The following is a 24,248-nucleotide window of genomic DNA, read 5'->3' on the forward strand; positions in this document are numbered from 1 at the left end:
TGCTGACTTTTAGCGGCGTATAAATTTGAGTATTTAAGATGTCGATGAAAGAATTACTGCTCTCTTTCAAGGGGAGAATTGGTCGTAAGACTTACTGGATTTGGAATATTTTCTACTATATAGCGATTACTGGTTTTGCTTCTGGTATCTCTGTATTATTCCCTGCTTACTCTTATATCCTGCTACCAATCTTCCTATTGCTGCTAGTGATCCCAGATCTAGCGGTTACCGCTAAGCGCTGGCACGATCGCAATAAGTCGAATTACTGGTTATTGTTAAATGTGCCTCTAGTTCTGGGTCGCTTAGCTTCACCAATGGCTGCGACTACCACAGAGTCGGTATCGCCAGTTCATATGGCGGCAACCGTTGCGGCATTAGTGTGTGGTTTATGGATTCTTATTGAGTGTGGCTTGTTGAAAGGTACAGAAGGCCGCAACGACTACGGCGAAGACCCGTGTAAGTATTAACAAGGAATAGATAAGAAGGGAGCATCGCGCTCCCTTTTTTCTTTTTATACTATTCTACTTTCAGTACATTTTGGGCTCTGTATTCGGCCTGAAGGGCACAACATTCTCAGGTAGAGATTCTTCGAATCTGCAACGGCCTTCGAGTGCATCTTGGAATTTACATACCTGACAACGAAGTTCTTGCATGAGCACAACATTGGCATGGTGTGGGTTTTTACAACGGCTAACCACTAAGTCGATGTGACTTTGCTGAGCGCGTAGCCTGTCTTGCATGGCTTCAGAAGCCGAACAAATCATCTGCTCGCACATCTCGTGTTTGAATTGGTTGAATGCTTTAGGATCGCTTTTTGCGAGTTGGACCAGTTCATCAAAGGGTGGCAGTTTTTGAGCGGGTTGCGGATATGCCATGATTCCTTCCTTAGCATTAAGCGTGTTTCATATGCTATAAGCTTAAGAAAGAAATTTGTACGAATTTTAATCTATTTATATTTTCTCAATATTGAGACATCATTAACCGCTTACCGTGATGATCAAAGCGTGGGTGTTAAGGTATAAGTACAGCGTCGCTCGCCAGCAATGATGTGCTCTGTACGGCTCACATGACACTCATCTTTGAGTAACTCAGTAAACACATTGAGCTCAGATTGGCACAGGCTAGGACAACGAGTCGCAGCCTTGCAGATAGGGCAGTGGTTCTCGATCAAGATGTAGTGATCGTCATGCTCTTGAAGTTCTGCCATGTAGCCTTCGTTTTCACGAAGTTGGGTGAGTTTTTTAAGTTTGCTGATGAGTGAGTCGCAATCAGACAGCGCAGTTTGATACTGCTTGAGTGTGTGTTGTTCACGTTCGGCAGCAACCTTAGCCAATCCTTCTTTACCAAATAGGTTTTCTACAGCATCAATCACTTGAATGGTGAGTTCACCATGTCGGTCGGAAAATTGACTATGACCTTGTTGCGTCAGGGACCAGTGGCGAGTCGGGCGACCCACTTTTACTTTCACATCATGAAACGCAAGAATACCGTCATCTTCCAGGCTTTGCAGATGTTGTCTTGCACCCATTGTCGTCATGCCAAACTCTTCTGACAGTTGTTTCGCGGTTACCGCACCTTGACGTTTGATGGTCTGTAAGATTTTGTCGCTTGTTTTCATACTATCCCTACCTTATGAACCTTACTATTATGAGGTAAGGTGTTTATAAAGCAAACTATTTACTATATTGATGGGGATTTACTCTATAGCTAGCGTTTTACTCTATTGGCAGCCATGGTCAGATTCTGGTGCGCTAATAAAACAAAAGGCTGATACTTGGTATCAGCCTTCGCGTGTTCTGTTGAACCTAGTTTAGGTTTACAGGATGTGACCAATCACTTCTGGGTCTTTACGCTCTAGGTAGTGAATAGACTTGATACGACGAATAGTACGGCAGCGGCCACGGATAAGCAGGGTTTCTGTTGTCGCGATATTGCCTTGACGAGAAATGCCTTCTAGCAAGTCACCTTTAGTGATGCCCGTTGCTGAGAACACAACGTTGTCGCTGCGAGCCATGTCTTCCATCTTCAACACGATACCCGCCGTTACGCCCATTTCAGCACAACGCTCAAGCTCAAGTTCACCGTGCTTGCGGTTTTCTTCTGTGTCGCCTTTAACTTCATGACGAGGTAGAAGACGCCCGTGCATGTCGCCGTCGAGTGCGCGAATTACCGCAGCAGAAACCACACCTTCAGGTGCGCCGCCGATGCAGTACATGACGTCTACTTCGCTGTCTGGCATACAGGTTAGGATAGACGCTGCAACATCACCGTCTGGTACTGCGAATACACGAACGCCCATGGCTTGCATATCGGCAATTACTTGATCGTGACGAGGCTTCGCAAGTGTGGTTACTACTAAAGTATCGAGTGTTTTACCTAGTGCTTTAGCGATGTTTTCTAGGTTTTCTGTGAGTGGCAGTTCTAGGTCAATCACGCCTTTAGCGCCAGGGCCAACAACTAGCTTTTCCATGTACATATCAGGCGCTTTAAGGAAGCTGCCTTTTTCGCCTGCCGCCAATACAGCCAATGCATTTGATTGGCCCATTGCTGTCATGCGTGTCCCTTCAATTGGGTCAACTGCGATGTCGACAGCGTCGCCGCCTACACCTACGTTTTCGCCGATGTACAGCATAGGTGCATCATCGATTTCACCTTCGCCGATAACAATCTCGCCGCTAATTTCGGTTTTGTTTAATAGGCTACGCATTACTTCTACAGCAGCGCCATCTGCAGCGTTTTTATCGCCACGGCCAAGCCACTTGTAACCAGCTAGTGCTGCACCTTCTGTGACACGAGAGAATGACATTGCTAAATCGCGTTTCATGCGGACTCCAAAATTTTCAAAGGGGGAATAGAAATTTCGCGGCGAATTTTACCATATCCAAAAGGAAACGTTTGCCTTTTTGTTTTTTGGAGATTGCTCTCGATCAATTCGCAGTGGAAAACAGTTATTATTCATCAAAATAATCGGTTTGCCGTTGTGGTGGTAATCATTCACGTCAATATTCGGTAAAAAGCGCTGTTTTTTTCATCGAATGGCGCAAAATATCGAATATATTGAGTGTTTATCCTTGCTCTGCTGAGTAGAATGGGGAAATAAGTGGAGTGAACCTTCACCATCAAACGGATAACTTAAAGGTAGGCCAGAATGTCTTTTGAAGTACTAGAGCAGCTAGAAGCAAAAATTCAAACAGCAGTAGATACAATTGCACTTCTTCAAATGGAAGTGGAAGAGCTTAAAGAAGAGAAACAAGCACTAGCAACAGAAGCTGGTGAGCTTAAAGCAAGCCGTCACGAGCTAGAGCAAAAAACTCAGCAAATGCAGGAAGAGCATTCAGCATGGCAAGATCGCATCCGTAACCTTCTTGGTAAAATGGATGAAGTAGAGTAATCGACTCTTCAGGTTTAAAAAAACGCCCGCTACTCAGTAGCGGGCGTTTTTGTTTGTTCTTAATCTTTGTTTTATTATTCAAAGCCGAGTGAATTACTCGACCTCTTCTTCTTCAACATCCAGATCGAGTTCTACGTCCAAAGGTTCTGCTGAAAGAATGATGCCGGTGTTGTCTGCGTAGAGGTAATCTTCGGGTAAGAAGGTCACGCTGCCAAAGTTCACAGGAACGTCTAACTCACCGACACCCTCTTGGCTCGCTCCAACAGGGATAGAAGCCAAGGCTTGGATGCCTAGGTTCATGTCTTCAAGCTCATCGACTTCACGAACGCAGCCGTAAACTACAATCCCTTCCCACTCATTGTCTTCGGCAAGTAAGGCAATTTCAGCATCGATCAGCGCTTTGCGTAGTGATCCGCCACCATCGATTAACAGTACACGCCCTAGACCATCTTGTTCTAATACGGAGCGAATTAAAGCGTTATCTTCAAAACACTTTAATGTCGTGATCTGTCCTGCGAAGGATGCACGTCCACCGAAGTTGCTGAACATTGGCTCCACGACATCAACTTGATCCAAATATATGTCGCACAGTGCTGAAGTGTTGTATTCCATTCGTATACCTTTTGAACAATGAGCTTACTTTGAGTATATCGGTGCTTGATCCCTTTGCAATGATTAGTCTCAATTAACTCAATAGAGTTTGAGCTACGACAACCCCTGCAAACAATAGGTTAGTGACCAATGAACATTTCACAATCACAGGCATCATTGGTGCGATCTGTGCTGGTTTTTCGGTTTCCCAAACAGCCTTACCATGCTTATAAACGATAATAATGCTCAGTAAAAACGGCAGACTGATCCAGGCCGGTTTTTCTTGAATAAGTAGGTAGATAGCGAAAGACGCAAGGGCGAGGCCAAGCAGTGCAAAATGATAGTGCTTGGCTTTGCGCTGTCCTAGGCGAACCGCCATGGTGCGCTTACCGCATTCGCTGTCGTTTTCGATATCACGCATGTTGTTGATATTGAGTACCGCCACCGCCATCAGTCCGCAGCCTAAAGCAGGCAAAAACAGGCTTGGTTCAACATGGCCAGTGTGTAAGAAGTAAGTCCCTGAAACACCTAACAAACCGAAGAAGATAAACACCGATAAGTCACCAAGGCCAATATAGCCATAAGGTTTGTTACCGACGGTGTAAGCGATGGCTGCAACAATGGCCAATATGCCTAACGCAATGAAAGATAAGATACTTTCGAGCGAGCTCAGCGCATGAAAAATAAGAATCAGCCCGGCAATCACGGTAAACATGACGTTGAGGATGATCGCTTGCTTCATGGTTTTCGCTGTTACCGCGCCAGATTGCATGGCACGTGTAGGCCCCAGACGGTTTTCGTTGTCTGTGCCTTTTACGGCGTCGCCATAGTCATTGGCGAGGTTCGATAGAATCTGTAATAGGGTGGCGGTTAAAAAAGCCAGTAATGCTATTGATAAAGAAAACTGACCACCGGCGAACGCTAAACTACTTCCTGTAAGAATAGAGACAAGTGCGAGAGGCAGAGTTTTTGGTCGTGCGGCATCAAGCCAAATCAGTAGAGATTGTTTCATCGTAGGTCTAATTCTTTGTAAGTCTTCGTTTCATACTGTGATTTGAGTATACGCCCATTTTTCGGGTAATAAAAAGCCCACTTGAAAGTGGGCCTTGAATTCGCTTATTAGCTGCTATTTCTTTGAGATAGAGCAATAAGTTGGAGTTTGGTGTGCTACAGGATGAAGCGACTTAGGTCTTCGTCTTCTACGAACTCACCAAGTTTTGATGTTACGTAAGCTTCATCAATCACTAGCTTGCTGCCAGCTTTGTCTGTTGCTTCGAATGAAATCTCATCCATTAGGCGCTCCATTACAGTGTGTAGACGACGCGCACCGATGTTCTCAGTGGTTTCGTTTACGCGCCATGCTGCGTCCGCAATCTGGTTGATGCCATCTTCAGTGAACTCAATGCTGACATCTTCTGTTTTCATTAGGGCAATGTATTGCTCTGTTAGAGATGCTTTTGGTTCAGTCAGGATGCGTTTGAAGTCATGTGCTGAAAGCGCTTCAAGCTCTACGCGGATTGGCAGACGACCTTGTAGTTCAGGGATCAGATCAGATGGCTTAGCCACTTGGAATGCGCCTGATGTGATAAACAATATGTGGTCAGTTTTAACCATGCCGTGCTTCGTTGATACTGTGCTGCCTTCAATAAGAGGCAGTAGGTCACGTTGCACACCTTCGCGAGATACGTCTGGGCCTGAGCTGTCGCCACGCTTACAGATTTTGTCGATCTCATCGATGAAGACGATACCGTTATTTTCTGCGTTGAAGATCGCATTCTCTTTTAGCTCTTCTTGGTTCACAAGCTTTGAAGCTTCTTCTTCGGTCAGTGCTTTGAATGCGTCTTTGATTTTCATCTTGCGCTTTTTCTTGGTGTCGCCCGCTAGGTTTTGGAACATACCTTGCAGCTGGTTTGTCATCTCTTCCATTCCTGGAGGTGACATGATTTCAACGCCCATTTGCGGTGCAGCTACATCAACTTCGATCTCTTTGTCGTCTAGCTTACCTTCACGCAGTTTCTTTCGGAAAATCTGACGAGTGTTTGAAGAGGTGGTGTCTTCAGTTGATTGCTCGTTCTGACCCCACGCATCACGAGCAGGTGGTAGAAGGGCATCAAGAATGCGTTCTTCCGCTTGTTCTTCAGCGCGGTATTGTACTTTTTCCATCGCTTGTTGGTGTGTCATCTTGATTGCAACGTCCGTTAGATCACGGATGATGGTCTCAACTTCTTTACCAACGTAGCCAACTTCGGTGAACTTAGTCGCTTCTACCTTGATGAAAGGCGCGTTTGCTAGTTTCGCTAGACGGCGAGCAATTTCAGTTTTACCCACACCCGTTGGGCCAATCATTAGGATGTTCTTTGGTGATACTTCAACACGCAGGCTTTCTTCAAGCTGCATACGACGCCAGCGGTTACGCAGAGCGATGGCAACTGAACGTTTAGCGTTGTCTTGGCCGATTATGTGGCGATTGAGTTCGTGAACAATTTCGCGAGGAGTCATCTCAGACATGGTTTTTCCTTAATTCTTTAATCACTGTTGAATACAACGTTATTGATGGAAGCGGTCGTTACTCTGGCTTTGGCAGCTCAACGGTGCTTTCTAGTTCTTCAATAGTGTGGTGATGGTTGGTGAAGACACAGATATCGCCTGCAATGTTCAGCGACTTCTCTGCGATTTCACGCGCATCTAAATCAGTATTTTCTAATAGTGCAGTAGCTGCTGCTTGAGCAAAGTTACCGCCTGAACCGATCGCAATCAGGTCGTTCTCAGGTTGAACTACGTCACCGTTACCTGTGATGATCAGTGAAGCGGTCTCATCCGCTACTGCTAACAGTGCTTCTAACTTACGTAGAGCACGGTCGCTACGCCAATCCTTCGCTAGCTCAACGGCAGCTTTGGTCAGGTGGCCTTGGTGCATTTGCAGCTTGCTTTCAAATTTTTCGAATAGCGTGAAAGCATCAGCGGTACCGCCAGCAAAACCTGCCAGTACTTTGTTGTTGTATAGGCGACGTACTTTACGGGCATTGCCCTTCATTACAGTATTGCCTAGAGATACTTGTCCATCACCCGCGATGACGACTTTATTATTACGACGTACAGATACAATGGTAGTCACGAGTAGGGCCTCTTAATATTTCTTATCTTTGGGTATAAAAAGTATATGAGGATGGTGCTCGGATAATTCAAGGAAGGGGGAGTGATGTCGTGCAACTTATCGGTGGAAGTTGTAAGGAAATTTGGCTAAAGGGGAGGGGGATAAAAGAAAACCTCCACAATGGGAGGTTTTCGGTGTTTGGTTTTGGCTTTTACTAAGACAGAGACTGACGCTGAACTCAAAACTACTCGGTGTCTTTCCAAATAGCACAAGGTTCGATTTTTGCTCGTTGCAGCTTATGGCGATCGCGTTCTGCGTCACGCTTCAACTTGTATGGCCCTAGAACCACACGGTACCAGCTACTGCCGTCTTTTTTACGGATTTCACTCGAGATACCTTGGAACGCAATATCTAACTTGCGCGTTTCTGCCTGTGCTGACGTTTTGTAAGCGCCACACTGCATCACGTAAGGGATCTTAGAGATCTGTTGTTCTTTGGCTTTTACTTCAATTTCGCGGCTTGGCAGCGTTTCAACGTAGTCCCACTTCTCTTCGGGAGGCGGTGGAATCACTTTCGCTGGTTTTGGCTTAGGTTTTGGTTTGGTAGCCACAGGTGTTGGTGCTGGCGGCTCAGGATCATTACTCAATAGGTAAAGTCCGTAACCAAAACCACCGGCAAGGAGGATCGCCAAAAGACCACTGCGCCAAGGTTTACGGCGAGGGGCTTGTTTCTTGGTCGGCTTTTTCGTACCACGACCGCGCTTTACATAATCTCTATTAGCCACAAGACAATTCAATAGTTGCTGATTCTGCCCTCATGGTAATCCAGATTGCGCGAGGATAATAGTGTAGAAATGGAAGCGGCACATCAAAATGTGCCGCAGATTTGTAAGGGTATTTTTGAGGGTTACATTCGAGGTGGTGCTGTACTGCCTCGAACCACTAATTTAGCTTCAAGTAGACGCGAACCTGCTTGCACATCGTTGCCTTTCAGTAGATCAAGCATCATCAACATCGCTTGGCGTCCAATCTCATAACGAGGTTGAGAGATGGTGGTGAGCGGTGGATCGCAGTATTGAGCAAATTGGATGTCATCGAAGCCGACAATCGATAGGTCTTGAGGAACGCGTAAGCCTAGCTTCTTCGCTTCTTGAATAGCGCCAATGGCCATCGCATCGTTGTGACAGAAGATAGCGGTTGGTTGCTCAGGTAGTGCTAGCAATTGACGAACTGCTTGAGCACCCGCTTCAAAGGTAAAATCACCGACGGTACTGTAGGCTGGATTCATTGAGACTCCAGCACGGCGTAGCGCTTGTTGGTAGCCTTGTTGACGGAACTTACAAAGTGTTGCTGATACTGGGCCTGAGATTTGAGCAATACGTTTATGACCTAACTGAGCTAGGTAGTTAACCGCTTCAAATGCCGAGGTCAGGTTATCGATGTGTACGGTAGGAAGTTCAAGCTCAGGGGCAAACTCACACGCCATCACCATTGGTGGTAAGTTCTTTTGTTCAGACTTACTGACATCAAATGGATGGTCAGTGCCAAGTAACAGCATGCCGTCAGCTTGTTTGGTGAAAACTAAGTTAACAAACGAAGACTCACGCTTCTTTTGTTGGCCGCTATCACCCAGTAAGACAAGGTAGTCATTTTCTACTGCAGCATCTTCGATACCACGAATGATCTCGGCGAAATAAGGGTCACAGATATCAGGAACGATTGTGATGATGGTTTTTGATTCGTTGCGACGTAAGTTTCGAGCTAATGTATTGGGTGAGTATCCAGCTTCAAGTACTGCTGTTTCCACTCGTTTACGAGTTGAAACTGAGACTTTCTCAGGGTTCATCAATGCACGTGATACTGTGGCTGTTGAGACGCCTGCTAGCTGGGCAACATCCTTCATTGTCGCCATAAATTAAACCCTCTTTTAAGTTCCTTTGCTGCCTAAGTATCTAAGGCATGAATAATAAATGTAATCGAATAGATATTATGAAAGTGTTGCTAACACTTTTTTTATTGCAATATTTTATTCGTTTAGTCCGTGTAAAGTTACGGCTAGATTAACAAAAATCACATGACTAGTGTGAAGTTGCTCACGAGAAATATGAAATATTTGTGAACAAACTTATCATTAGTTTTAACCCAAGTGGGTTTAGCTCAAATCTTGCGGCTCAATATCGAGTGACCAACGGACTTTTTTCGCAGCAGGTAACATATTGATGGCCGGCTTGGCACTCATTAATAGCTTCTGCATTAACGAGCGCGTCTGAGTTTGTAAGATTAACTGCCAGCGAGATTTGCCCGCTCGTTTTGCTAACGGGGCCGGGGTTGGCCCTAACACCATGCAATATTGATCAAACAGTGGATGCGATTCCAATGTGTGACGAACTTGACGTAAGAACTCTTCCACCAAGCGCGTGTCGTTCGCTTCTGCTCTAAACAGCGTCATAAAGGTATAAGGTGGCAACATAGCCTGTTTACGCTCTGCCAAGGCCGTTTGAGCAAAGTGGTTATAATCTTTATGTAGTAGCGCCTGCAGCAACCCGTGTTCTGGGTGGTGCGTTTGTAAGATCACCTCACCTGGCTTACTAGCACGACCTGCACGACCAGCCACTTGAATAAAAAGCTGAGCAAGACGCTCAGAGGCTCGGAAGTCACTGCTGTATAAAGAGCCATCGACATCCAATAACGCCACGAGTGTCACATCAGGGAAATGGTGGCCCTTAGCAAGCATCTGCGTACCGATAAGAATTTGGTATTCCCCCTTACGAATCGACTCTAGTGCGCTTTCTAAGCTGCCTTTCCTGCGGGTGCTGTCACGGTCAATACGAATGGTTTTGTATTCAGGGAATAGTTGGCCAAGCTGAGCCTCTAACTGCTCGGTACCGACACCCACAGTCACTAAGTTCGCAGACCCACAACCTTGGCAATTGTGCACGATATGCTGTTGCGAGCCACAATGGTGGCAGCGCATTTCATTACTGTATTGATGGTAGGTATAGTACGCATCACAGCGCTTACACTCGGCTGTCCAACCACAATCGTGACACATCAATGCCGGAGAAAACCCGCGGCGATTGAGGAACAGCATCACTTGGTTGCCTGCTTTGAGGTGTCTTTGCATCTCTGCAATCAACGACGCAGACAAGCCACTTTCTAGATATTCTCCTTTAACATCCAATACCTTATTGGTGGTCGGCAGTGCAGCACCGGCACGTGAGGTCAGAGTCAGATGGCTGTATTTACCTATTTGCGCGTTGTGTAGTGTTTCGAAAGCAGGGGTTGCTGAGCCTAATACCACTGGAATCTGTGCTTTATGAGCACGCATGATCGCCACATCTCGAGCGTGGTAGCGCAGGCTATCTTGTTGTTTATAAGACGCGTCGTGTTCTTCATCGACAATGATAATGCCCAGATCCGCAAACGGCGTGAACAGAGCTGAACGGGTACCAATCACGATGCCCGCTATTTTATCACGCGCCGATAACCAAGCATTCAGTCGCTCAGAATCGTTTAAACCTGAGTGGATAACCTCAACAGGCACATTAAAGCGTCGCTTAAAGCGGTTAATCGTTTGAGGGGTGAGCCCAATCTCAGGCACCAGCACTAACGCTTGTTTACCTTGATCGAGAATCGGCTTAATCATATTCAGGTAAACCTCGGTCTTACCTGAGCCAGTGACGCCTTCTAACAGGAAACAACCAAAGTCGGTTTGGCTATTTACGGTCGCAATCGCGATGGCTTGTTCAGCATTGAGCTTAGGTTTGTCTTGGTCGTTTTCAAGAACAACTGGCCACGCCTGACGCTTCGGCTTTTTCTCTACCGATTCAATCCAGCCTTTCTCTTCTAGTGTCTTGAGTACGGTGCTGCCAACTTCTTCATCTATGAACTCTTGATGGGGAACGGGGCCGTGCTCAAGCATGTGCATCACTTTGGCTTGTTTGACTGCGCGACCAAAACCTTGCATCAGTTGGTCTTTGCCTGATGGCGTTAACTGCCACTCAACCAGCGTTGCGAAGTCGGCGGCTTTGCCTTTTCTTAGAGCGCTCGGAAGGGCGTTAGCAAAGGTTTCGCCAAGAGGGTACTGATAAAATTGACTGCACCACATTAACAGTGAATAGACAGATTTCGGCCAAACAGGCTGATTGTCTAATAGGGCTTTAATGGGTTTGAGCTTGTCTAGCTCGAATTCAGATTCGTTAACCAGAGCCGTTACAATACCGGTTATGGTTTGTCGTCCAAAAGGCACAGAGACTCGTCCACCAATAATCGGAAATAGATGGCTAGGAATCTTGTAATCGAACTGCTTGTCGAGTGGAACAGGCAGTGCCACGCGGGCAATCATTGGACGCATAAAGGGACGGCTTTATCTGAGTTGACGAGAGCGAACAGTCTAAAGGATAAGGCGGTTAAATTCGAGAAGCAGTTTGGATGAAGGCGGCGAGTTAACGTATACAGACAACGACAGCTCGAAATCTCAGGGCGATAAAGGAAATAAAGAGAGAATTGGTGAAAAATGTATCAAATCAGTTGATCCTGCCTTTTAGATTCATTACTATACTGCGCCTTAAAGGTATGGCTTCATCACTCTTTTGTGTCGATGCGGTGTCTTTATTTCTTTTTTAAACTACGTGTGGTGTGCGGCTTAGAATCGTATAGCGACACGGCCTACTTGAGGTTATCCCATGAAAGCTGGAATCCACCCAGAATACAAAGCAGTTTCTGCAACTTGTTCTTGCGGCAACACATTTGAGTTCAACTCAACGCTAGCAAAAGAATCAATCCACCTAGACGTATGTGACAAATGTCACCCGTTCTACACTGGTAAGCAACGTATCGTAGATACTGGCGGCCGTGTTGATCGCTTCAACAAGCGTTTCGGTGCTCTTTCTAGCAAGAAGTAATTCTCGCTATTTAGACATGAAAAAGGACACTTCGGTGTCCTTTTTTGTTGCCTGTAATTTGAGAAAGCAGTGACTTTCATTCAAGCTTCAATCCCGCCTAACGATAAGGTGCCTACCTTTCTATTGCAGGGCAATTCCTTGCGTATCTCTCTTCACCAAATTCAGCTCGAAAGTTCAACAAGCGACAGTAATTTCAACTGCTCACTGGTCTTATTAGTAGTGAAATCTCGTTTTTTAATGAGACAGAGGCTTCAACCACCTAGGAACTTTGAAGTACATCCATTAACATGAACAAGATCCCCCAAATAATAATATCCTAGGAACCTACACCTATGTCTGAAGACAGCAGCCAAGCTCAATCCTCTCAAGCGTTATCATCTGAAAAATCGTTATCGCCTCAAGAACAATTCCGTCAGCAAGCTCTTGATTACCATGAGTTCCCAATTCCTGGCAAAATTGCCGTAGAACTGACGAAGCCTGCAAACTCTGCAGAAGACCTAGCACTTGCATACAGCCCAGGCGTAGCCGAGCCTGTTCGCGAGATCGCACAGAACGTCGATAACGTTTATAAGTACACAGGTAAAGGCAACATGGTTGCAGTTATCTCTAACGGTACAGCGATTCTTGGCCTAGGTAACCTTGGTCCTATTGCTTCTAAACCTGTTATGGAAGGTAAAGCGCTCCTGTTTAAGCGTTTTGCTGGTTTAGATTCTATCGATATTGAAGTAAAACACCGCACAATCGATGAGTTCGTTGATACGGTTGCGAATATCGCAGATACATTCGGCGGTATTAACCTGGAAGACATCAAAGCACCAGACTGTTTTGAGATTGAACGTCGCCTGATTGAACGTTGTGATGTTCCGGTATTCCACGATGACCAACACGGTACTGCGATTGTGACAGCTGCGGGTATGCTAAACGCGATCGAACTTCAAGGTAAGAAACTTGAAGAGTGTAAGATCGTTTGTTTAGGTGCTGGCGCAGCAGCGGTTGCTTGTATGGAACTACTGATTAAGTGTGGCGCTCAGCGTGAAAAAATCTACATGCTTGACCGTAAAGGTGTGATCCACACTCGTCGTGATGACCTAAACGAATACAAAGAGCTGTTCGCAAACAATACCGACAAGCGTACGCTTGAAGATGTTATCGAAGGCGCTGACCTGTTCTTGGGTGTATCGGGTCCTAACCTACTGCCTGCTGAAGCACTAACGTTGATGGCCGATAAGCCAGTTGTGTTTGCTTGTTCAAACCCAGATCCAGAGATCAAGCCTGAGCTTGCTCACGAAGTTCGTTCTGACCTTATCATGGGTACAGGCCGCAGTGATTACCCTAACCAAGTAAACAACGTACTTTGTTTCCCATTCATTTTCCGTGGTGCACTAGACGTGCGTGCGAGCGAAATCAATGACGAAATGAAGCTAGCGGCGGTTAAAGCGATTCGTGAACTGGCGAAAGAAGAAGTTCCAGCTGAAGTACTAGCAGCTGCGGGCGAGACTGCACTGGAGTTCGGTAAGGGTTACATCATTCCTAAGCCAATGGACCCACGTCTACTTCCTCGCGTAGCAAAAGCAGTAGCAGAAGCGGCTGTTGAATCTGGCGTAGCTCGTATCGAGATGCCTGCTAACTACATGGCATAGAAGCATATGGCATAGAGACTGGATGACATAATCTTCTGGTATCGTCGTTTCGTTATCGAGACGAAAAGAATAATAAAAAACCGACTCATATGGAGTCGGTTTTTTATGTCTATCATGCACAGCGCAGTCATAAAAAACAATGCGCGGTGTGATAAATAGGGTTCAGCTAGAGCGAATCAATAATGAAGGCAGTGACTGAGTTGTTTTTATTCTTCGTCAAACGCTTCGAACTCGATGCCCATTTCTGTCATCAGCTTTTTCACTTCAGCAGGGATATCGTCAGGACGGTCTTTACGAAGGTCTTCATCCGTTGGTAGTGGTTGGCCTGTGTACGCATGTAGAAAGGCTTCGCACAGTAGCTCACTGTTTGTTGCATGGCGTAGGTTGTTAATCTGGCGGCGAGTACGCTCGTCAGTTAGAACCTTTAACACTTTTAGAGGGATAGAAACTGTAATCTTCTTTACTTGTTCGCTTTTCTTTCCATGCTCAGCATATGGGCTTATGTATTCACCATTCCAGTCGGCCATTGCGTACCTTCATCACTTTAGTTGTTAGAATAAATTAATAGTGGTGATTTTAGCGGGATTTACCGCCATAAGCAAAGACATATAGACGTCTAGAAGTGTTGACGTCTCACGTTTATGAAAGTAAAGTGAATAACATATATCTAACACAGCCGCAAAATGCCGACAAGCAGCTGTGATTCTCAGACGCAAAACTTGTAAGGAAGCACCTATGAGCAGCCGGAAGCCAGCAACCATCGCAGTACGTACTGGTATCGAGTCAGACACGCAACACCATGCCGTTGTCCCACCTATTTATCTTTCGACTAACTATGGGTTTCCCGCTTTTGGTGAAGTGCCAAAGTACGATTACACCCGTTCTGGTAACCCAAACCGCGGTTTATTAGAAACGGCACTGTTTGAGCTTGAATCGGGTAAAGGCGCGGTTGTCACTAATTGTGGTACCTCGGCGCTTAACTTATGGGTTTCTGCTTTCCTAGGCGGCGATGATCTTATTATCGCACCACACGACTGCTACGGCGGTACTTACCGTCTGTTTAACACTCGCTCACTCAAAGGTGACTTTAAAGTTCTGTTCGTTGATCAATCGGATCAAGCGGCGCTGGATGCGGCGATCGCGCTTAAGCCAAAGTTGATCTTAATTGAAACACCATCGAATCCTTTGGTTCGTGTGGTTGATATTGCAGAAACTTGCCGTAAAGCGAAAGAGGTTGGTGCTCTGGTTGCTGTCGATAACACGTTTTTGACTCCAGTGTTCCAAAAGCCTTTAGAACTGGGTGCGGATTTTGTTATCCACTCAACCACCAAGTACATCAACGGACACTCGGACGTTATTGGTGGCGTTGTCGTCACGAAAACTGAAGAGCACGCTGAAGAGCTAGCATGGTGGGGCAACTGTATTGGTGCGACCGGCACACCATTTGATAGCTACATGACTCTACGTGGTATTCGTACGCTAGGTGCGCGTATGCGAGTTCACGAAGAAAGCTCACGTGAAATTCTGGCGTCTCTGCAGCAGCAAGAGCTCGTCGGCACGATTTACCACCCAAGCCTTCCTGAACATCCGGGTCATGATATCGCGAAGAAGCAGCAGTCTGGCTTTGGTTCAATGCTGAGCTTTGAGTTTGCGGGCTCATTCGAGGCGCTTAAATACTTTGTTGATAAGTTAGAGCTGTTCTCTTTGGCGGAATCGCTGGGTGGTGTGGAAAGCTTGATTTGTCACCCTGCGTCGATGACTCACCGTGCAATGGGCGAAGAAGCGCTGGCAGAAGCGGGTGTTTCTCAACAGTTACTGCGTCTTTCTGTTGGTCTTGAAGATGCAGAAGACTTGATTGATGACCTCAAGCAAGCGTTTGAAAAGACACAAGGCTTTATTGCTGAAGGGGAGGGTTAATAATGGCAACCTTTCGCCAGCTACATAAATTTGGTGGTAGCAGCTTAGCGAATCCTGAGTGTTACCAGCGCGTGGTCAACATTCTTAGAGAATACTCATCAGCCACTGACTTGGTCGTGGTGTCGGCAGCGGGTAAAACAACTAACCGCTTGATTGAGTTTGTTGAAGCGCTCGATAAAGATGGTCGTATCGCTCACGAATGTTTGCAAGCACTTCGTCAGTTCCAACTTGAGCTGATTGAAGCGCTGCTTGAAGGTGAGTCTGCGGCTCAGCTAACGGCCACTATTCAGCAAGAATTTACCGCTTTGGGTGAGTTAACGGCTCCTCTAAGCGAAGCGCAAAAAGCACAAGTGCTAGGACACGGTGAGGTTTGGTCTTCACGTCTGTTAGCCGCTTTGTTGTGCCAACATGATTTACAAGCGGTTGCTCAAGATGCTCGTGCCTTTTTGCGTGCAGAAGTAGGTGCTCAACCTGAAGTTGACCGCGCACGCTCTTATCCTCTGATTAAAGAAGCTTTGGCGCAGCATGCACATTGCCGTGTCGTTATTACTGGCTTTATGGCTCAAAATACTGAGGGTGCAACGGTTCTACTCGGCCGTAACGGTTCGGATTACTCAGCAACTGTAATTGGTGCTTTGGCTGAGGTTGAACGCGTAACAATTTGGAGTGATGTAGCTGGTGTATACAGCGCAGACCCTCGTTTGGTATCGGATGCGTGCTTACTACCTCTGCTTCGTCTTGATGAGGCCAGTGAATTAGCTCGTTTAGCGGCTCCAGTGCTTCACAGTCGAACGCTACAGCCTGTGGCTCAAAGTGCTATGGATCTCAGCTTACGCTGCAGCTATCAGCCGGAGGCGGGCTCTACACAGATAGAGCGTGTACTGGCATCGGGGCGTGGCGCCAAAATCATTACTTCTCTGGATGAAGTTCTTATCGTGCAGCTGACCTTTGGTCACGGCCATGATTTCGATCGTCTAGAGAGTGAAGTGCTTGAAGGGCTTAAACGCGCTCAACTGGAGCCGCTGGCTTATGAGCTTGAACCGGATCAACACTGCTTGCGTCTTGCCTATACGGAAGAGATCGCTGGTGGTGCATTAGAATATCTACAAGACCATGCGATTGAAGCTGAGATTAAGCTAAAAGAAGGTTTCTCTCTAATTGCTGCGGTAGGTGCGGGCGTAACGAAGAACCCGAACCATTGTTACGGTTTCTACCAGCAGCTTAAGAGCTCACCGGTTGAGTTCATCTCAGAAGCGAACTCAGGCTTAAGCTTGGTGGCTGTGATTCGTAAGAGTGAAACATCAAGTCTAGTGAAAGGCATTCACTCTCAACTGTTCCAAGCGCAGAAGCGTGTTGCGATAGCCTTGTGTGGTAAGGGCAACATTGGTTCAAGCTGGTTAAGCCTGTTTTCTGAGCAAAAAGCGGAACTTGAAAAGCGTCGTGGAATGAACTTTGAGTTGGTTGCGGTAGTTGATAGCCAAACCTATTGGTTCGACGATCAAGGCATTGATGCGACCTCGGTGAGCAAGCGTTTTGATGATGAAGCGATTGCCAACAATGGTAACGACTGGTTAGAGCGTTTGGGGTCTATTCAGGGTTATGACGAAGCAGTGGTTCTCGATGTGACTGCAAGCCCTGTGCTTGCAGCAAAGTACCTGCAAATTGCACAACAAGGTATCCACCTGATCTCGGCGAACAAGGTGGCTGGTTCTGCATCGAGTGAGTATTACCATCAAGTACAAGATGCTTTCGCTAAGATCAGCCGTCATTGGTTGTACAACGCGACAGTGGGTGCAGGCTTACCGATTAACCACACGGTACGTGACCTACGTGAAAGTGGCGATGACATCATTGCGCTGTCGGGTATTTTCTCTGGCACGCTGTCTTGGTTGTTCCAGCAGTTTGATGGCACGGTGCCGTTCAGCGAGTTAGTCGACTTAGCATGGCAACAAGGCCTGACTGAACCAGACCCGCGTGCTGACCTAGATGGTTCAGATGTGATGCGTAAGCTGGTGATTCTGGCGCGTGAGTCGGGTTTGGATATCGAACCTGAAAACGTAAAAGTAGAATCTCTCGTACCTGCAGAGCTGCAAGAGCTATCTGTGGATGACTTCTTCGACAAAGCTTCTGTACTGAGCGAAGAGTTGGCTGAGCGTTTGGAAAAAGCGCACTCTCAACAGAAAGTTCTGCGTTACGTAGCGCGTTTGGAGAAGAACGGTAAGGCAACCGTAGGCGTTGAAGCTCTGTCTAAAGAACACGCTCTAGCGAACTTGCTGCCTTGCGATAATATCTTTGCGATTGAGAGCAAATGGTACAAAGATAATCCATTGGTTATTCGTGGCCCGGGTGCTGGTCGTGAAGTAACGGCTGGTGCAATTCAATCTGACCTAAACAGAATGTCTAGTCTGTTTTAAATCCTAAATAGCATACTATTCACTAAGATAAATGAGGCTGAAAGCAGGATGTGTTTTTCAGCCTTTTTTCTGCATTATTTCTGCTTTGCGATCGATCTAGCGACTTGAGTTTTACTCAAGATCTACTTGAGAAAAATTCATAATGGATCTGTTGACATTAAATCGTATTCAATACATTCTACAGACATATAGACGTCTAAACGTCGTTTAAGGATTTGAGTTTTTAGTGGTTGCTTTTGCCACAGGGAGAGTAAGATGGGATACACACACGCTAGTCATATCGACGCTTTAAATCAGAATATCGCTGAGCTTTCTGACAACATCAATGTGTCATTTGAGTTTTTTCCACCAAGCAGTGAGAAGATGGAAGAGACCCTGTGGAACTCTGTCCACCGTCTTAAAACACTTCAACCAAAATTTGTATCGGTAACCTACGGTGCAAACTCGGGTGAGCGTGATCGTACCCACTCAATCATTAAAGAAATTAAGAACCAAACCGGCCTAGTGGCTGCACCGCACCTAACGTGTATTGATGCGAGCCGCGAAGAGCTGATTCAAATCGCTGACGATTACTGGGCGAATGGTATCGAGAGTATTGTTGCGCTACGTGGTGATATTCCAGCAGGTGGTGGTGCGCCAGAGATGTACGCATCTGACCTAGTAGAGTTACTTAAATCTCGCCACGATTTTGATATCTCAGTAGCGGCATTCCCTGAGGTTCACCCTGAAGCAAAAAGCGCTCAATCAGATCTTATTAACCTAAAGCGTAAAGTGGATGCCGGTGCTAACCGTGCAATTACTCAGTTCTTCTTTGATGTAGAAAGCTACCTACGTTTTCGTGACCGTTGTGTAGCGGCTGGTGTGGATGTTGAGATTGTACCGGGCATCTTACCGGTGTCTAACTTTAAGCAAGCGTCGCGCTTTGCTGCGATGAACAACGTAAAAGTACCAGGTTGGATGGCGAAGCAATTTGAAGGTTTGGATGATGATCCAACCACTCGTCAGTTAGTTGGTGCTAGCCAAGCGATCGATATGGTTCGTACGCTGAGCCGTGAAGGTGTGAAAGATTTCCACTTCTACACCCTAAACCGTGCAGAAATGACCTACGCACTTTGCCATACGTTAGGCGTTCGCCCACAGGTTGCTGCGCTGTAATTAAAGCGTTTGTAAACAGCCTCTGGCTGCAAACTTTCAAATCCTATAGATACAAAAAAGGCTTGGACTCATAGAGTTCAAGCCTTTTGCTTTTCTAGCTTCTAGCTTCTAGCTTCTAGCTTCTAGCTTCTAGCTTCTAGCTTCTAGCTTCTAGCTTCTAGCTTCTAGCTTAAGCTAGAGCGCCAAGTTCAAGCAGTACTTCTTCAGCCCATACAATCCATGCTTCACGGATAAGTAGGTTACGACGAAGTGTTAGACGTTCAAGACGTGCTTGCTTATCTAGTGTCGATGGCGTTGCGTAGTAAGCTGCTTCGATTTCTTTGTAGTGAGAAACCAGTTTGCGAGACTCTTCTACTAGTTCAGCAAGTTGTACACGGTAAGCGTCAGAAGGTTGTACAGCACAAGCCATTAGCTTAGCTGAGAACTCGTCACGAACTGTTGGGTGTGCAGTTGGTTGTTCAAACCATTCACCTAGCGCGCCACGGCCAGCATCGGTGATAGAGTAAACTTTACGATCAGGTTTGCCTTCTTGAGGCTCAAGCACGCAAGTTACCTGGTCGTTCTGAGCCATTTTATTTAGCTCGCGGTAAACTTGTTGGTGGCTAGCTTTCCAGAAGTAACCAATGCTTGCGGAGAATTCTTTTGTGATATCGTAACCAGTAGCATCGCGTGTACTTAAAACGGTTAGAATTACGTGTGGTAATGACATGTCTGAAATCCAAATGGTAAACAGTAAACAAATACTTAAACAACAAGTGTGCTTCTAATGGCACGTTATATTGGTTATGTCTAAGTAGCACCAACTCATCGGTTGGTTATGTCACCTTACAAAGCCGTTTATCACCTAGGTTGACCAGTTTATTGGTCAAGTTGCTGCAGATTATTTTTTTGGAGTGTTTCCGCAGCGGAGCAGTAGTATATCTAAATAATAAGCATAAAGTAGAATACATGGACAAAATAACCCAAAAAACTGACAAAAAACTCAGTATTGCTTATTTTGTGAAATAAAAAGGTCGCACTAGGCGACCTTTTGTCTATTGAATAGTAGGAATCACTAATTAACCAGTGTTTCGCATGCCTGCTGCAATGCCTGCAATCGTCACCATTAGCGCTTCTTCTAGCTCTGCTGGTGGTGTTTCACACTTACGAGTACGGTAAAGCAGCTCTGCTTGAAGCATGTTTAGTGGCTCAACGTAGATGTTACGTAGGCGAATTGATTCAAGTCCCCAAGGGTCGCTCTGCATCAAGTTCTCGTTATTTTCTACATTCAGCACTGCTTTGATGTCTTTTTGCAGCTGTTCACGCAGCAATTCACCTAACGGTAATAGCTCTTCGTCAACAAGACGTTGGTCGTAGTACTTAGCGATTTCCATGTTGCACTTCGAGTACACCATTTCCAACATACCTAGACGGGTAGAGAAGAACGGCCACTCGCGACACATCTCTTCAAGCAGAGCTTGATGGCCTTGGTCTACAGAGTACTGAATCGCTTCACCCGCGCCTAACCATGCAGGAAGTACCAAACGGTTTTGGCTCCAAGAGAAGATCCATGGAATCGCACGTAGGCTTTCTACGCCGCCGTTCGGGTTACGCTTAGCAGGGCGAGAACCAAGAGGCAGTTTACCTAGCTCCAGTTCAGGCGTCGCTTGTCGGAAGTAAGGTACGAATTTCTCTTCACCACGAACCACGTTACGGTAAGCCTCACAAGAGACTTGAGACAGCACTTCCATTAGGTCGCGCCACTCTTGTTTAGGCTCTGGTGGCGGCAGAAGGTTTGCTTCTAGAATCGCACTTGCGTATAGGTTGAAGCTGTTTACCGCAACATCTGGCAAGCCAAGTTTAAAGCGGATCATTTCACCTTGTTCAGTTACACGTAGACCGCCTTTCAAGCTCTTAGGTGGCTGAGAAAGAAGAGCAGCGTGCGCTGGAGCACCACCACGACCAACCGTACCGCCACGGCCGTGGAATAGAGTCAGTTCAATGCCTTCTTCGTCGCAAACCTTAACCAGCTTGTCCATCGCATCGTATTGAGCCCAGCCTGCAGACATTACGCCAGCATCTTTTGCTGAGTCAGAGTATCCAATCATCACCATTTGGTGGTTCTGGATAAAGCCACGGTACAAGTCGATGCTCATTAGCTGCTTCATTACTGCTTCTGAGTTGTTCAAGTCGTCTAGCGTTTCGAACAGCGGGCATACGTCCATGCGGTATGGGCAACCACATTCTTGCAACAACAAGTGAACAGCCAGTACATCCGATGCAGTACGAGCCATAGAGATAACGTAAGCACCAAACGCTTCACGAGGTTGAGCAGCAATGACCTTACAGGTGTCTAAAACCTCTTTAACCTGTTCAGATGGCTCCCAATCACGAGGAAGTAGTGGGCGTTTTGAGCTTAATTCATTGGTTAAGAAAGCGATCTTGTCTTGCTCGCTCCACTGGTCGTAATCGCCAATGCCTAGGTAGCGAGTCAGTTCAGACAGCACATCTGAGTGACGTGTACTTTCTTGACGAACATCGAGACGCACTAGGTGTACACCGAATGCTTTTAGGCGGCGTAAGGTATCAAGCAGAGAGCCGTCCGCGATTACGCCCATGCCACATTCGTGCAGCGATTGGTAACACGCGTACAGCGGTGTCCAAAGTTGGTCGATGTTCTGTAGTGTTTCTTTCTTTGGTACTTCCGCATCATGCAGTTTCGCATCAAGCACTTCTAACGTGTTGTTCAGCAGAGTTCGTAGGCTCTTTAGGATTGCACGGTAAGCTTCGTGCTCGTCCCCCGCTAGCTCACGAACGGCATCATTACACTTAGTCATCGACAGTTCGGTAATCAGCTCGTTCACGTCGCCTAGGTAAAGGTCTGCGGCTTTCCAGCGAGATAGGCGCAGTACTTCTTTAGTGATGGTGTGTGTTACGAATGGGTTACCATCGCGGTCACCGCCCATCCAAGATGAGAAGTGTACTGGACGAGCATCGATTGGCAGGCCTTCACCAAGGTAACCTTTTAGTCGACCATCCATTTCACGTAGGAAATCTGGCACAGCTTCCCAAAGCGAGTTTTCGACAACCGCAAAGCCCCATTTAGCTTCATCAAGTGGAGTCGGGCGTTGCTGACGAATTACATCAGAGTGCCAACCTTGAGCGATAAGTTGCTCTAGGCGACGTTCTGTTTTCACGCGCTCTTTGTGTGATAGGTCGCTTAATTCTAATTTAGATAGACACTCGTTGATCTTAACCAGTTTGTTGATCATGGTACGGCGAGTGATTTCTGTTGGGTGTGCCGTTAGAACGAGTTCAATGTTCAGGTCGCGAACGGCTTGTGCGGCGTCTAGCTTGCTGATGTCATTCTGATTTAATTTGGAAAATAGAGATTGCAGCACGTCTGGTTCACAAACATGCTCCTCACAGTGGCGAGAGATCGTGTGGTACTGCTCTGCCATGTTGGTGAGGTTGAGAAATTGGTTAAATGCACGAGCAACAGGAGTGAGTTGTTCGTTCGGCAGGTTTTTGATTTCTTCAACTAGGCTGTCACGGTCAGCTTTGTTGCCTGCGCGGGCGGATTTGGAAAGTTTACGGATAGTCTCCACTTTCTCTAAGATAACGTCACCATGTGCATCTTGGATTGTGTTACCTAGCAAGCGTCCCAGCATGCTTACGTTACTCTTGAGAGCGGCGTATTTCTCGTTCATTATCATCCTGCCTCGTAAAAAAATTACATCCATTGTTCCTTGTTAAGTACACAATCTAGCGAAAACTGCTGTATCTAGTCAAATAAAGCATTCTAAGTTTGCAATTATTAGGTTTAGAAATGCGGGAGAAGTAAATTTTTCAATGCTTCGGAATAAAGTGAAATTTAATTACAAGATCAGGCTGTACAAGAGATAACAGAATAAAAGCCACCTTTTCGGGTGGCTTTTATACAAAAATATCGGATAGCTAGTAATAACTAGAAACAATATTTACGGATCGATTTACTCAGAACATCAATCGTTGGGTCGATAAAATCGAAGCTTAAGAACTCATCCGGCTGGTGGGCTTGGTCGATTGAGCCTGGACCCAAAACTAAGGTTGGGCAAAGTTCTTGAAGGAAAGGTGCTTCTGTACAGTAGTTCACGGTTTGTGATTCAGTTTCGCAAACTGATTCCATGCCACCGATAAATGGATGGTCGTGTTGGCACTCGTAGCCCGGGATAGGTTCGTGTAGCGGAGTGATCTCAATTCTGCCCGGCCATTTTGCTTCTACTTCTTTCAATGCGCTGCGCAGCATGTTGTCCAAGCCATCTAAGCTGATACCCGGCAAAGGACGCACATCGTAGTGCAGCTCACAGCATCCACAGATACGGTTAGCGCTGTCACCGCCATGAATATGACCAAGGTTTAGTGTTGGGCTAGGGATCGCGAAACCCGGGTGATGGTACTCTTTGACTAACTTGTCACGCAGCTGCATTAAAGCAAACAATACTTCATGCATGATCTCGATGGCGTTGACGCCTAATGCAGGATCAGAAGAGTGACCTGATTTGCCGGTTACTCGCACCGCATTTGCTACGTGGCCTTTGTGCCCGCGAATTGGCACTAGGCTAGTGGGTTCGCCAATGATGCAGTAGTCCGGTTTAAATGGTGCATTCTCCGTGAAGTGACGCGCGCCTAGCATGGTGGTCTCTTCATCGCAGGTTGCCAATACATAAAGTGGCTTCGCCTGTTTGCTCCAATCCATCTTTTTAGCCGCTTCATACACAAAAGCAAAAAACCCTTTCATGTCGGCGGTGCCTAATCCGTAGAAGCGATTGTTGTGTTCTGTCAATGCGTGAGGGTCGAAATTCCAACGCCCTTCATCAAATGGCACGGTATCGCTGTGCCCGGCCAATAATAAGCCGCCTTCACCCGAGCCCATTTTTGCGATCATATTATGCTTGCCAGGCTCAACTTCCACGACTTCTACGCTAAAGCCCAGGTCTTTAAACCATTGGGCCATTTTTTCGATCACTTTCTCGTTGCCATGATCCCAGCTTGGATCAGTAGAACTAATAGAGTCGGTGGAAATTAGGCCTTTATAGACCTCAAGGAAACTCGGTAATTGCATAATATCTTCACTTCTACTATTGACAGGAAAACTATAAGTCGGTAAAACACATATTAAATC

At 46.4% G+C, this 24,248-nt stretch carries 21 protein-coding genes; 7 read left to right on the plus strand and 14 right to left on the minus strand.

The annotated features are described in order from the left end of the window. The first annotated feature begins 38 nt into the window (after positions 1 to 38). Entirely contained in the window at positions 39 to 467 is a 429-nt protein-coding gene (locus L4C44_RS19095) for a DUF805 domain-containing protein (RefSeq protein WP_060983409.1), read from the plus strand. A 60-nt stretch (positions 468 to 527) separates the two neighbouring features. Here the strand turns inward: L4C44_RS19095 and L4C44_RS19100 are convergent, their stop codons facing one another. From L4C44_RS19100 to glpX, 3 genes are all read right to left on the minus strand, one after another. Further along, positions 528 to 875, minus strand: coding sequence for a DUF3135 domain-containing protein (locus L4C44_RS19100; RefSeq protein WP_146492417.1), 348 nt, complete (start codon positions 873 to 875; stop codon positions 528 to 530). Positions 876 to 997: 122 nt separating this feature from the next. Then, a complete protein-coding gene (locus L4C44_RS19105; protein ID WP_146492418.1) occupies positions 998 to 1,618 on the minus strand; it encodes a helix-turn-helix transcriptional regulator in 621 nt (206 codons plus the stop codon). Between the two features lie 198 nt (positions 1,619 to 1,816). Then, positions 1,817 to 2,824, minus strand: a complete 1,008-nt coding sequence (gene glpX / locus L4C44_RS19110; protein ID WP_285953296.1) for a class II fructose-bisphosphatase — start codon at positions 2,822 to 2,824, stop codon at positions 1,817 to 1,819. A gap of 324 nt (positions 2,825 to 3,148) precedes the next feature. Here glpX and zapB point away from each other — a divergent pair, with 324 nt between their 5' ends. Next, positions 3,149 to 3,391, plus strand: coding sequence for a cell division protein ZapB (gene zapB / locus L4C44_RS19115; RefSeq protein ID WP_008219652.1), 243 nt, complete (start codon positions 3,149 to 3,151; stop codon positions 3,389 to 3,391). Between the two features lie 93 nt (positions 3,392 to 3,484). On the opposite strand, the gene rraA is transcribed toward zapB, so the two are convergent. From rraA to priA, 7 genes are all read right to left on the minus strand, one after another. Beyond that, a complete protein-coding gene (rraA, locus tag L4C44_RS19120) occupies positions 3,485 to 4,003 on the minus strand; it encodes a ribonuclease E activity regulator RraA (RefSeq protein ID WP_017071322.1) in 519 nt (172 codons plus the stop codon). Positions 4,004 to 4,076: 73 nt separating this feature from the next. Then, positions 4,077 to 4,994, minus strand: a complete 918-nt coding sequence (locus tag L4C44_RS19125) for a 1,4-dihydroxy-2-naphthoate polyprenyltransferase (protein ID WP_210446820.1) — start codon at positions 4,992 to 4,994, stop codon at positions 4,077 to 4,079. A 155-nt stretch (positions 4,995 to 5,149) separates the two neighbouring features. Continuing rightward, positions 5,150 to 6,490: an ATP-dependent protease ATPase subunit HslU gene (gene hslU / locus L4C44_RS19130; protein ID WP_048605412.1), complete on the minus strand. Its 1,341-nt coding sequence runs from the start codon at positions 6,488 to 6,490 to the stop codon at positions 5,150 to 5,152. A gap of 58 nt (positions 6,491 to 6,548) precedes the next feature. Further along, positions 6,549 to 7,097, minus strand: a complete 549-nt coding sequence (hslV, locus tag L4C44_RS19135) for an ATP-dependent protease subunit HslV (protein WP_004729692.1) — start codon at positions 7,095 to 7,097, stop codon at positions 6,549 to 6,551. A gap of 223 nt (positions 7,098 to 7,320) precedes the next feature. Continuing rightward, complete coding sequence (ftsN, locus tag L4C44_RS19140) at positions 7,321 to 7,860, minus strand: cell division protein FtsN (RefSeq protein WP_327785129.1); 540 nt, start codon at positions 7,858 to 7,860, stop codon at positions 7,321 to 7,323. Positions 7,861 to 7,982: 122 nt separating this feature from the next. Continuing rightward, positions 7,983 to 8,987 carry a DNA-binding transcriptional regulator CytR gene (gene cytR, locus L4C44_RS19145; RefSeq protein WP_048659182.1) on the minus strand — a complete coding sequence of 335 codons (1,005 nt, stop codon included), beginning with the start codon at positions 8,985 to 8,987 and terminating at the stop codon, positions 7,983 to 7,985. Positions 8,988 to 9,227: 240 nt separating this feature from the next. After that, positions 9,228 to 11,429, minus strand: coding sequence for a primosomal protein N' (priA, locus tag L4C44_RS19150; RefSeq protein WP_428805577.1), 2,202 nt, complete (start codon positions 11,427 to 11,429; stop codon positions 9,228 to 9,230). A 331-nt stretch (positions 11,430 to 11,760) separates the two neighbouring features. On the opposite strand from priA, the gene rpmE reads away from it, so the two are divergent. Continuing rightward, positions 11,761 to 11,979, plus strand: coding sequence for a 50S ribosomal protein L31 (rpmE, locus tag L4C44_RS19155; RefSeq protein ID WP_076656772.1), 219 nt, complete (start codon positions 11,761 to 11,763; stop codon positions 11,977 to 11,979). Between the two features lie 332 nt (positions 11,980 to 12,311). Then, a complete protein-coding gene (locus L4C44_RS19160; RefSeq protein WP_146492423.1) occupies positions 12,312 to 13,619 on the plus strand; it encodes a malic enzyme-like NAD(P)-binding protein in 1,308 nt (435 codons plus the stop codon). 206 nt (positions 13,620 to 13,825) lie between these two features. On the opposite strand, the gene metJ is transcribed toward L4C44_RS19160, so the two are convergent. Then, positions 13,826 to 14,146: a met regulon transcriptional regulator MetJ gene (metJ, locus tag L4C44_RS19165; RefSeq protein ID WP_004415993.1), complete on the minus strand. Its 321-nt coding sequence runs from the start codon at positions 14,144 to 14,146 to the stop codon at positions 13,826 to 13,828. A 208-nt stretch (positions 14,147 to 14,354) separates the two neighbouring features. Between metJ and L4C44_RS19170 the strand changes: the two genes are divergently transcribed. The 3 genes from L4C44_RS19170 (at position 14,355) to metF (ending at position 19,105) form a co-directional block, all read left to right on the plus strand. Then, positions 14,355 to 15,536, plus strand: coding sequence for an O-succinylhomoserine (thiol)-lyase (locus tag L4C44_RS19170; protein ID WP_086715811.1), 1,182 nt, complete (start codon positions 14,355 to 14,357; stop codon positions 15,534 to 15,536). Between the two features lie 2 nt (positions 15,537 to 15,538). Next, on the plus strand, positions 15,539 to 17,950 hold the full coding sequence (locus tag L4C44_RS19175) for a bifunctional aspartate kinase/homoserine dehydrogenase II (RefSeq protein ID WP_428805578.1): 2,412 nt from the start codon (positions 15,539 to 15,541) through the stop codon (positions 17,948 to 17,950). A gap of 255 nt (positions 17,951 to 18,205) precedes the next feature. After that, entirely contained in the window at positions 18,206 to 19,105 is a 900-nt protein-coding gene (metF, locus tag L4C44_RS19180; protein WP_004729683.1) for a methylenetetrahydrofolate reductase, read from the plus strand. Positions 19,106 to 19,274: 169 nt separating this feature from the next. Here the strand turns inward: metF and L4C44_RS19185 are convergent, their stop codons facing one another. The 3 genes from L4C44_RS19185 to argE all read right to left on the minus strand — a co-directional run bounded on the left by L4C44_RS19185 (position 19,275) and on the right by argE (position 24,188). Next, positions 19,275 to 19,814, minus strand: coding sequence for a PadR family transcriptional regulator (locus tag L4C44_RS19185; protein WP_010435321.1), 540 nt, complete (start codon positions 19,812 to 19,814; stop codon positions 19,275 to 19,277). A 349-nt stretch (positions 19,815 to 20,163) separates the two neighbouring features. Further along, entirely contained in the window at positions 20,164 to 22,800 is a 2,637-nt protein-coding gene (gene ppc / locus L4C44_RS19190) for a phosphoenolpyruvate carboxylase (RefSeq protein ID WP_428805579.1), read from the minus strand. 251 nt (positions 22,801 to 23,051) lie between these two features. After that, positions 23,052 to 24,188: an acetylornithine deacetylase gene (gene argE, locus L4C44_RS19195; RefSeq protein WP_428805580.1), complete on the minus strand. Its 1,137-nt coding sequence runs from the start codon at positions 24,186 to 24,188 to the stop codon at positions 23,052 to 23,054. Between the last annotated feature and the right edge of the window lie 60 nt (positions 24,189 to 24,248).

Origin of the sequence: Vibrio satsumensis, from assembly GCF_050337435.1 — a bacterium.
GTDB classification, from domain to species: domain Bacteria; phylum Pseudomonadota; class Gammaproteobacteria; order Enterobacterales; family Vibrionaceae; genus Vibrio; species Vibrio satsumensis.

Excerpts from the sequence above, each read along its gene's own strand:
- metF (WP_004729683.1), top strand. The coding sequence starts at position 18,206 with ATGGGATACACACACGCTAGTCATATCGACGCTTTAAATCAGAATATC.
- glpX (WP_285953296.1), bottom strand. The coding sequence starts at position 2,824 with ATGAAACGCGATTTAGCAATGTCATTCTCTCGTGTCACAGAAGGTGCA.
- L4C44_RS19185 (WP_010435321.1), bottom strand. The coding sequence starts at position 19,814 with ATGTCATTACCACACGTAATTCTAACCGTTTTAAGTACACGCGATGCT.
- L4C44_RS19160 (WP_146492423.1), top strand. The coding sequence starts at position 12,312 with ATGTCTGAAGACAGCAGCCAAGCTCAATCCTCTCAAGCGTTATCATCT.
- L4C44_RS19100 (WP_146492417.1), bottom strand. The coding sequence starts at position 875 with ATGGCATATCCGCAACCCGCTCAAAAACTGCCACCCTTTGATGAACTG.
- rraA (WP_017071322.1), bottom strand. The coding sequence starts at position 4,003 with ATGGAATACAACACTTCAGCACTGTGCGACATATATTTGGATCAAGTT.
- zapB (WP_008219652.1), top strand. The coding sequence starts at position 3,149 with ATGTCTTTTGAAGTACTAGAGCAGCTAGAAGCAAAAATTCAAACAGCA.
- L4C44_RS19095 (WP_060983409.1), top strand. The coding sequence starts at position 39 with ATGTCGATGAAAGAATTACTGCTCTCTTTCAAGGGGAGAATTGGTCGT.
- L4C44_RS19170 (WP_086715811.1), top strand. The coding sequence starts at position 14,355 with ATGAGCAGCCGGAAGCCAGCAACCATCGCAGTACGTACTGGTATCGAG.
- rpmE (WP_076656772.1), top strand. The coding sequence starts at position 11,761 with ATGAAAGCTGGAATCCACCCAGAATACAAAGCAGTTTCTGCAACTTGT.
- cytR (WP_048659182.1), bottom strand. The coding sequence starts at position 8,987 with ATGGCGACAATGAAGGATGTTGCCCAGCTAGCAGGCGTCTCAACAGCC.
- hslU (WP_048605412.1), bottom strand. The coding sequence starts at position 6,490 with ATGTCTGAGATGACTCCTCGCGAAATTGTTCACGAACTCAATCGCCAC.
- priA (WP_428805577.1), bottom strand. The coding sequence starts at position 11,429 with ATGCGTCCAATGATTGCCCGCGTGGCACTGCCTGTTCCACTCGACAAG.
- L4C44_RS19125 (WP_210446820.1), bottom strand. The coding sequence starts at position 4,994 with ATGAAACAATCTCTACTGATTTGGCTTGATGCCGCACGACCAAAAACT.
- L4C44_RS19175 (WP_428805578.1), top strand. The coding sequence starts at position 15,539 with ATGGCAACCTTTCGCCAGCTACATAAATTTGGTGGTAGCAGCTTAGCG.
- L4C44_RS19105 (WP_146492418.1), bottom strand. The coding sequence starts at position 1,618 with ATGAAAACAAGCGACAAAATCTTACAGACCATCAAACGTCAAGGTGCG.
- ppc (WP_428805579.1), bottom strand. The coding sequence starts at position 22,800 with ATGATAATGAACGAGAAATACGCCGCTCTCAAGAGTAACGTAAGCATG.
- metJ (WP_004415993.1), bottom strand. The coding sequence starts at position 14,146 with ATGGCCGACTGGAATGGTGAATACATAAGCCCATATGCTGAGCATGGA.
- argE (WP_428805580.1), bottom strand. The coding sequence starts at position 24,188 with ATGCAATTACCGAGTTTCCTTGAGGTCTATAAAGGCCTAATTTCCACC.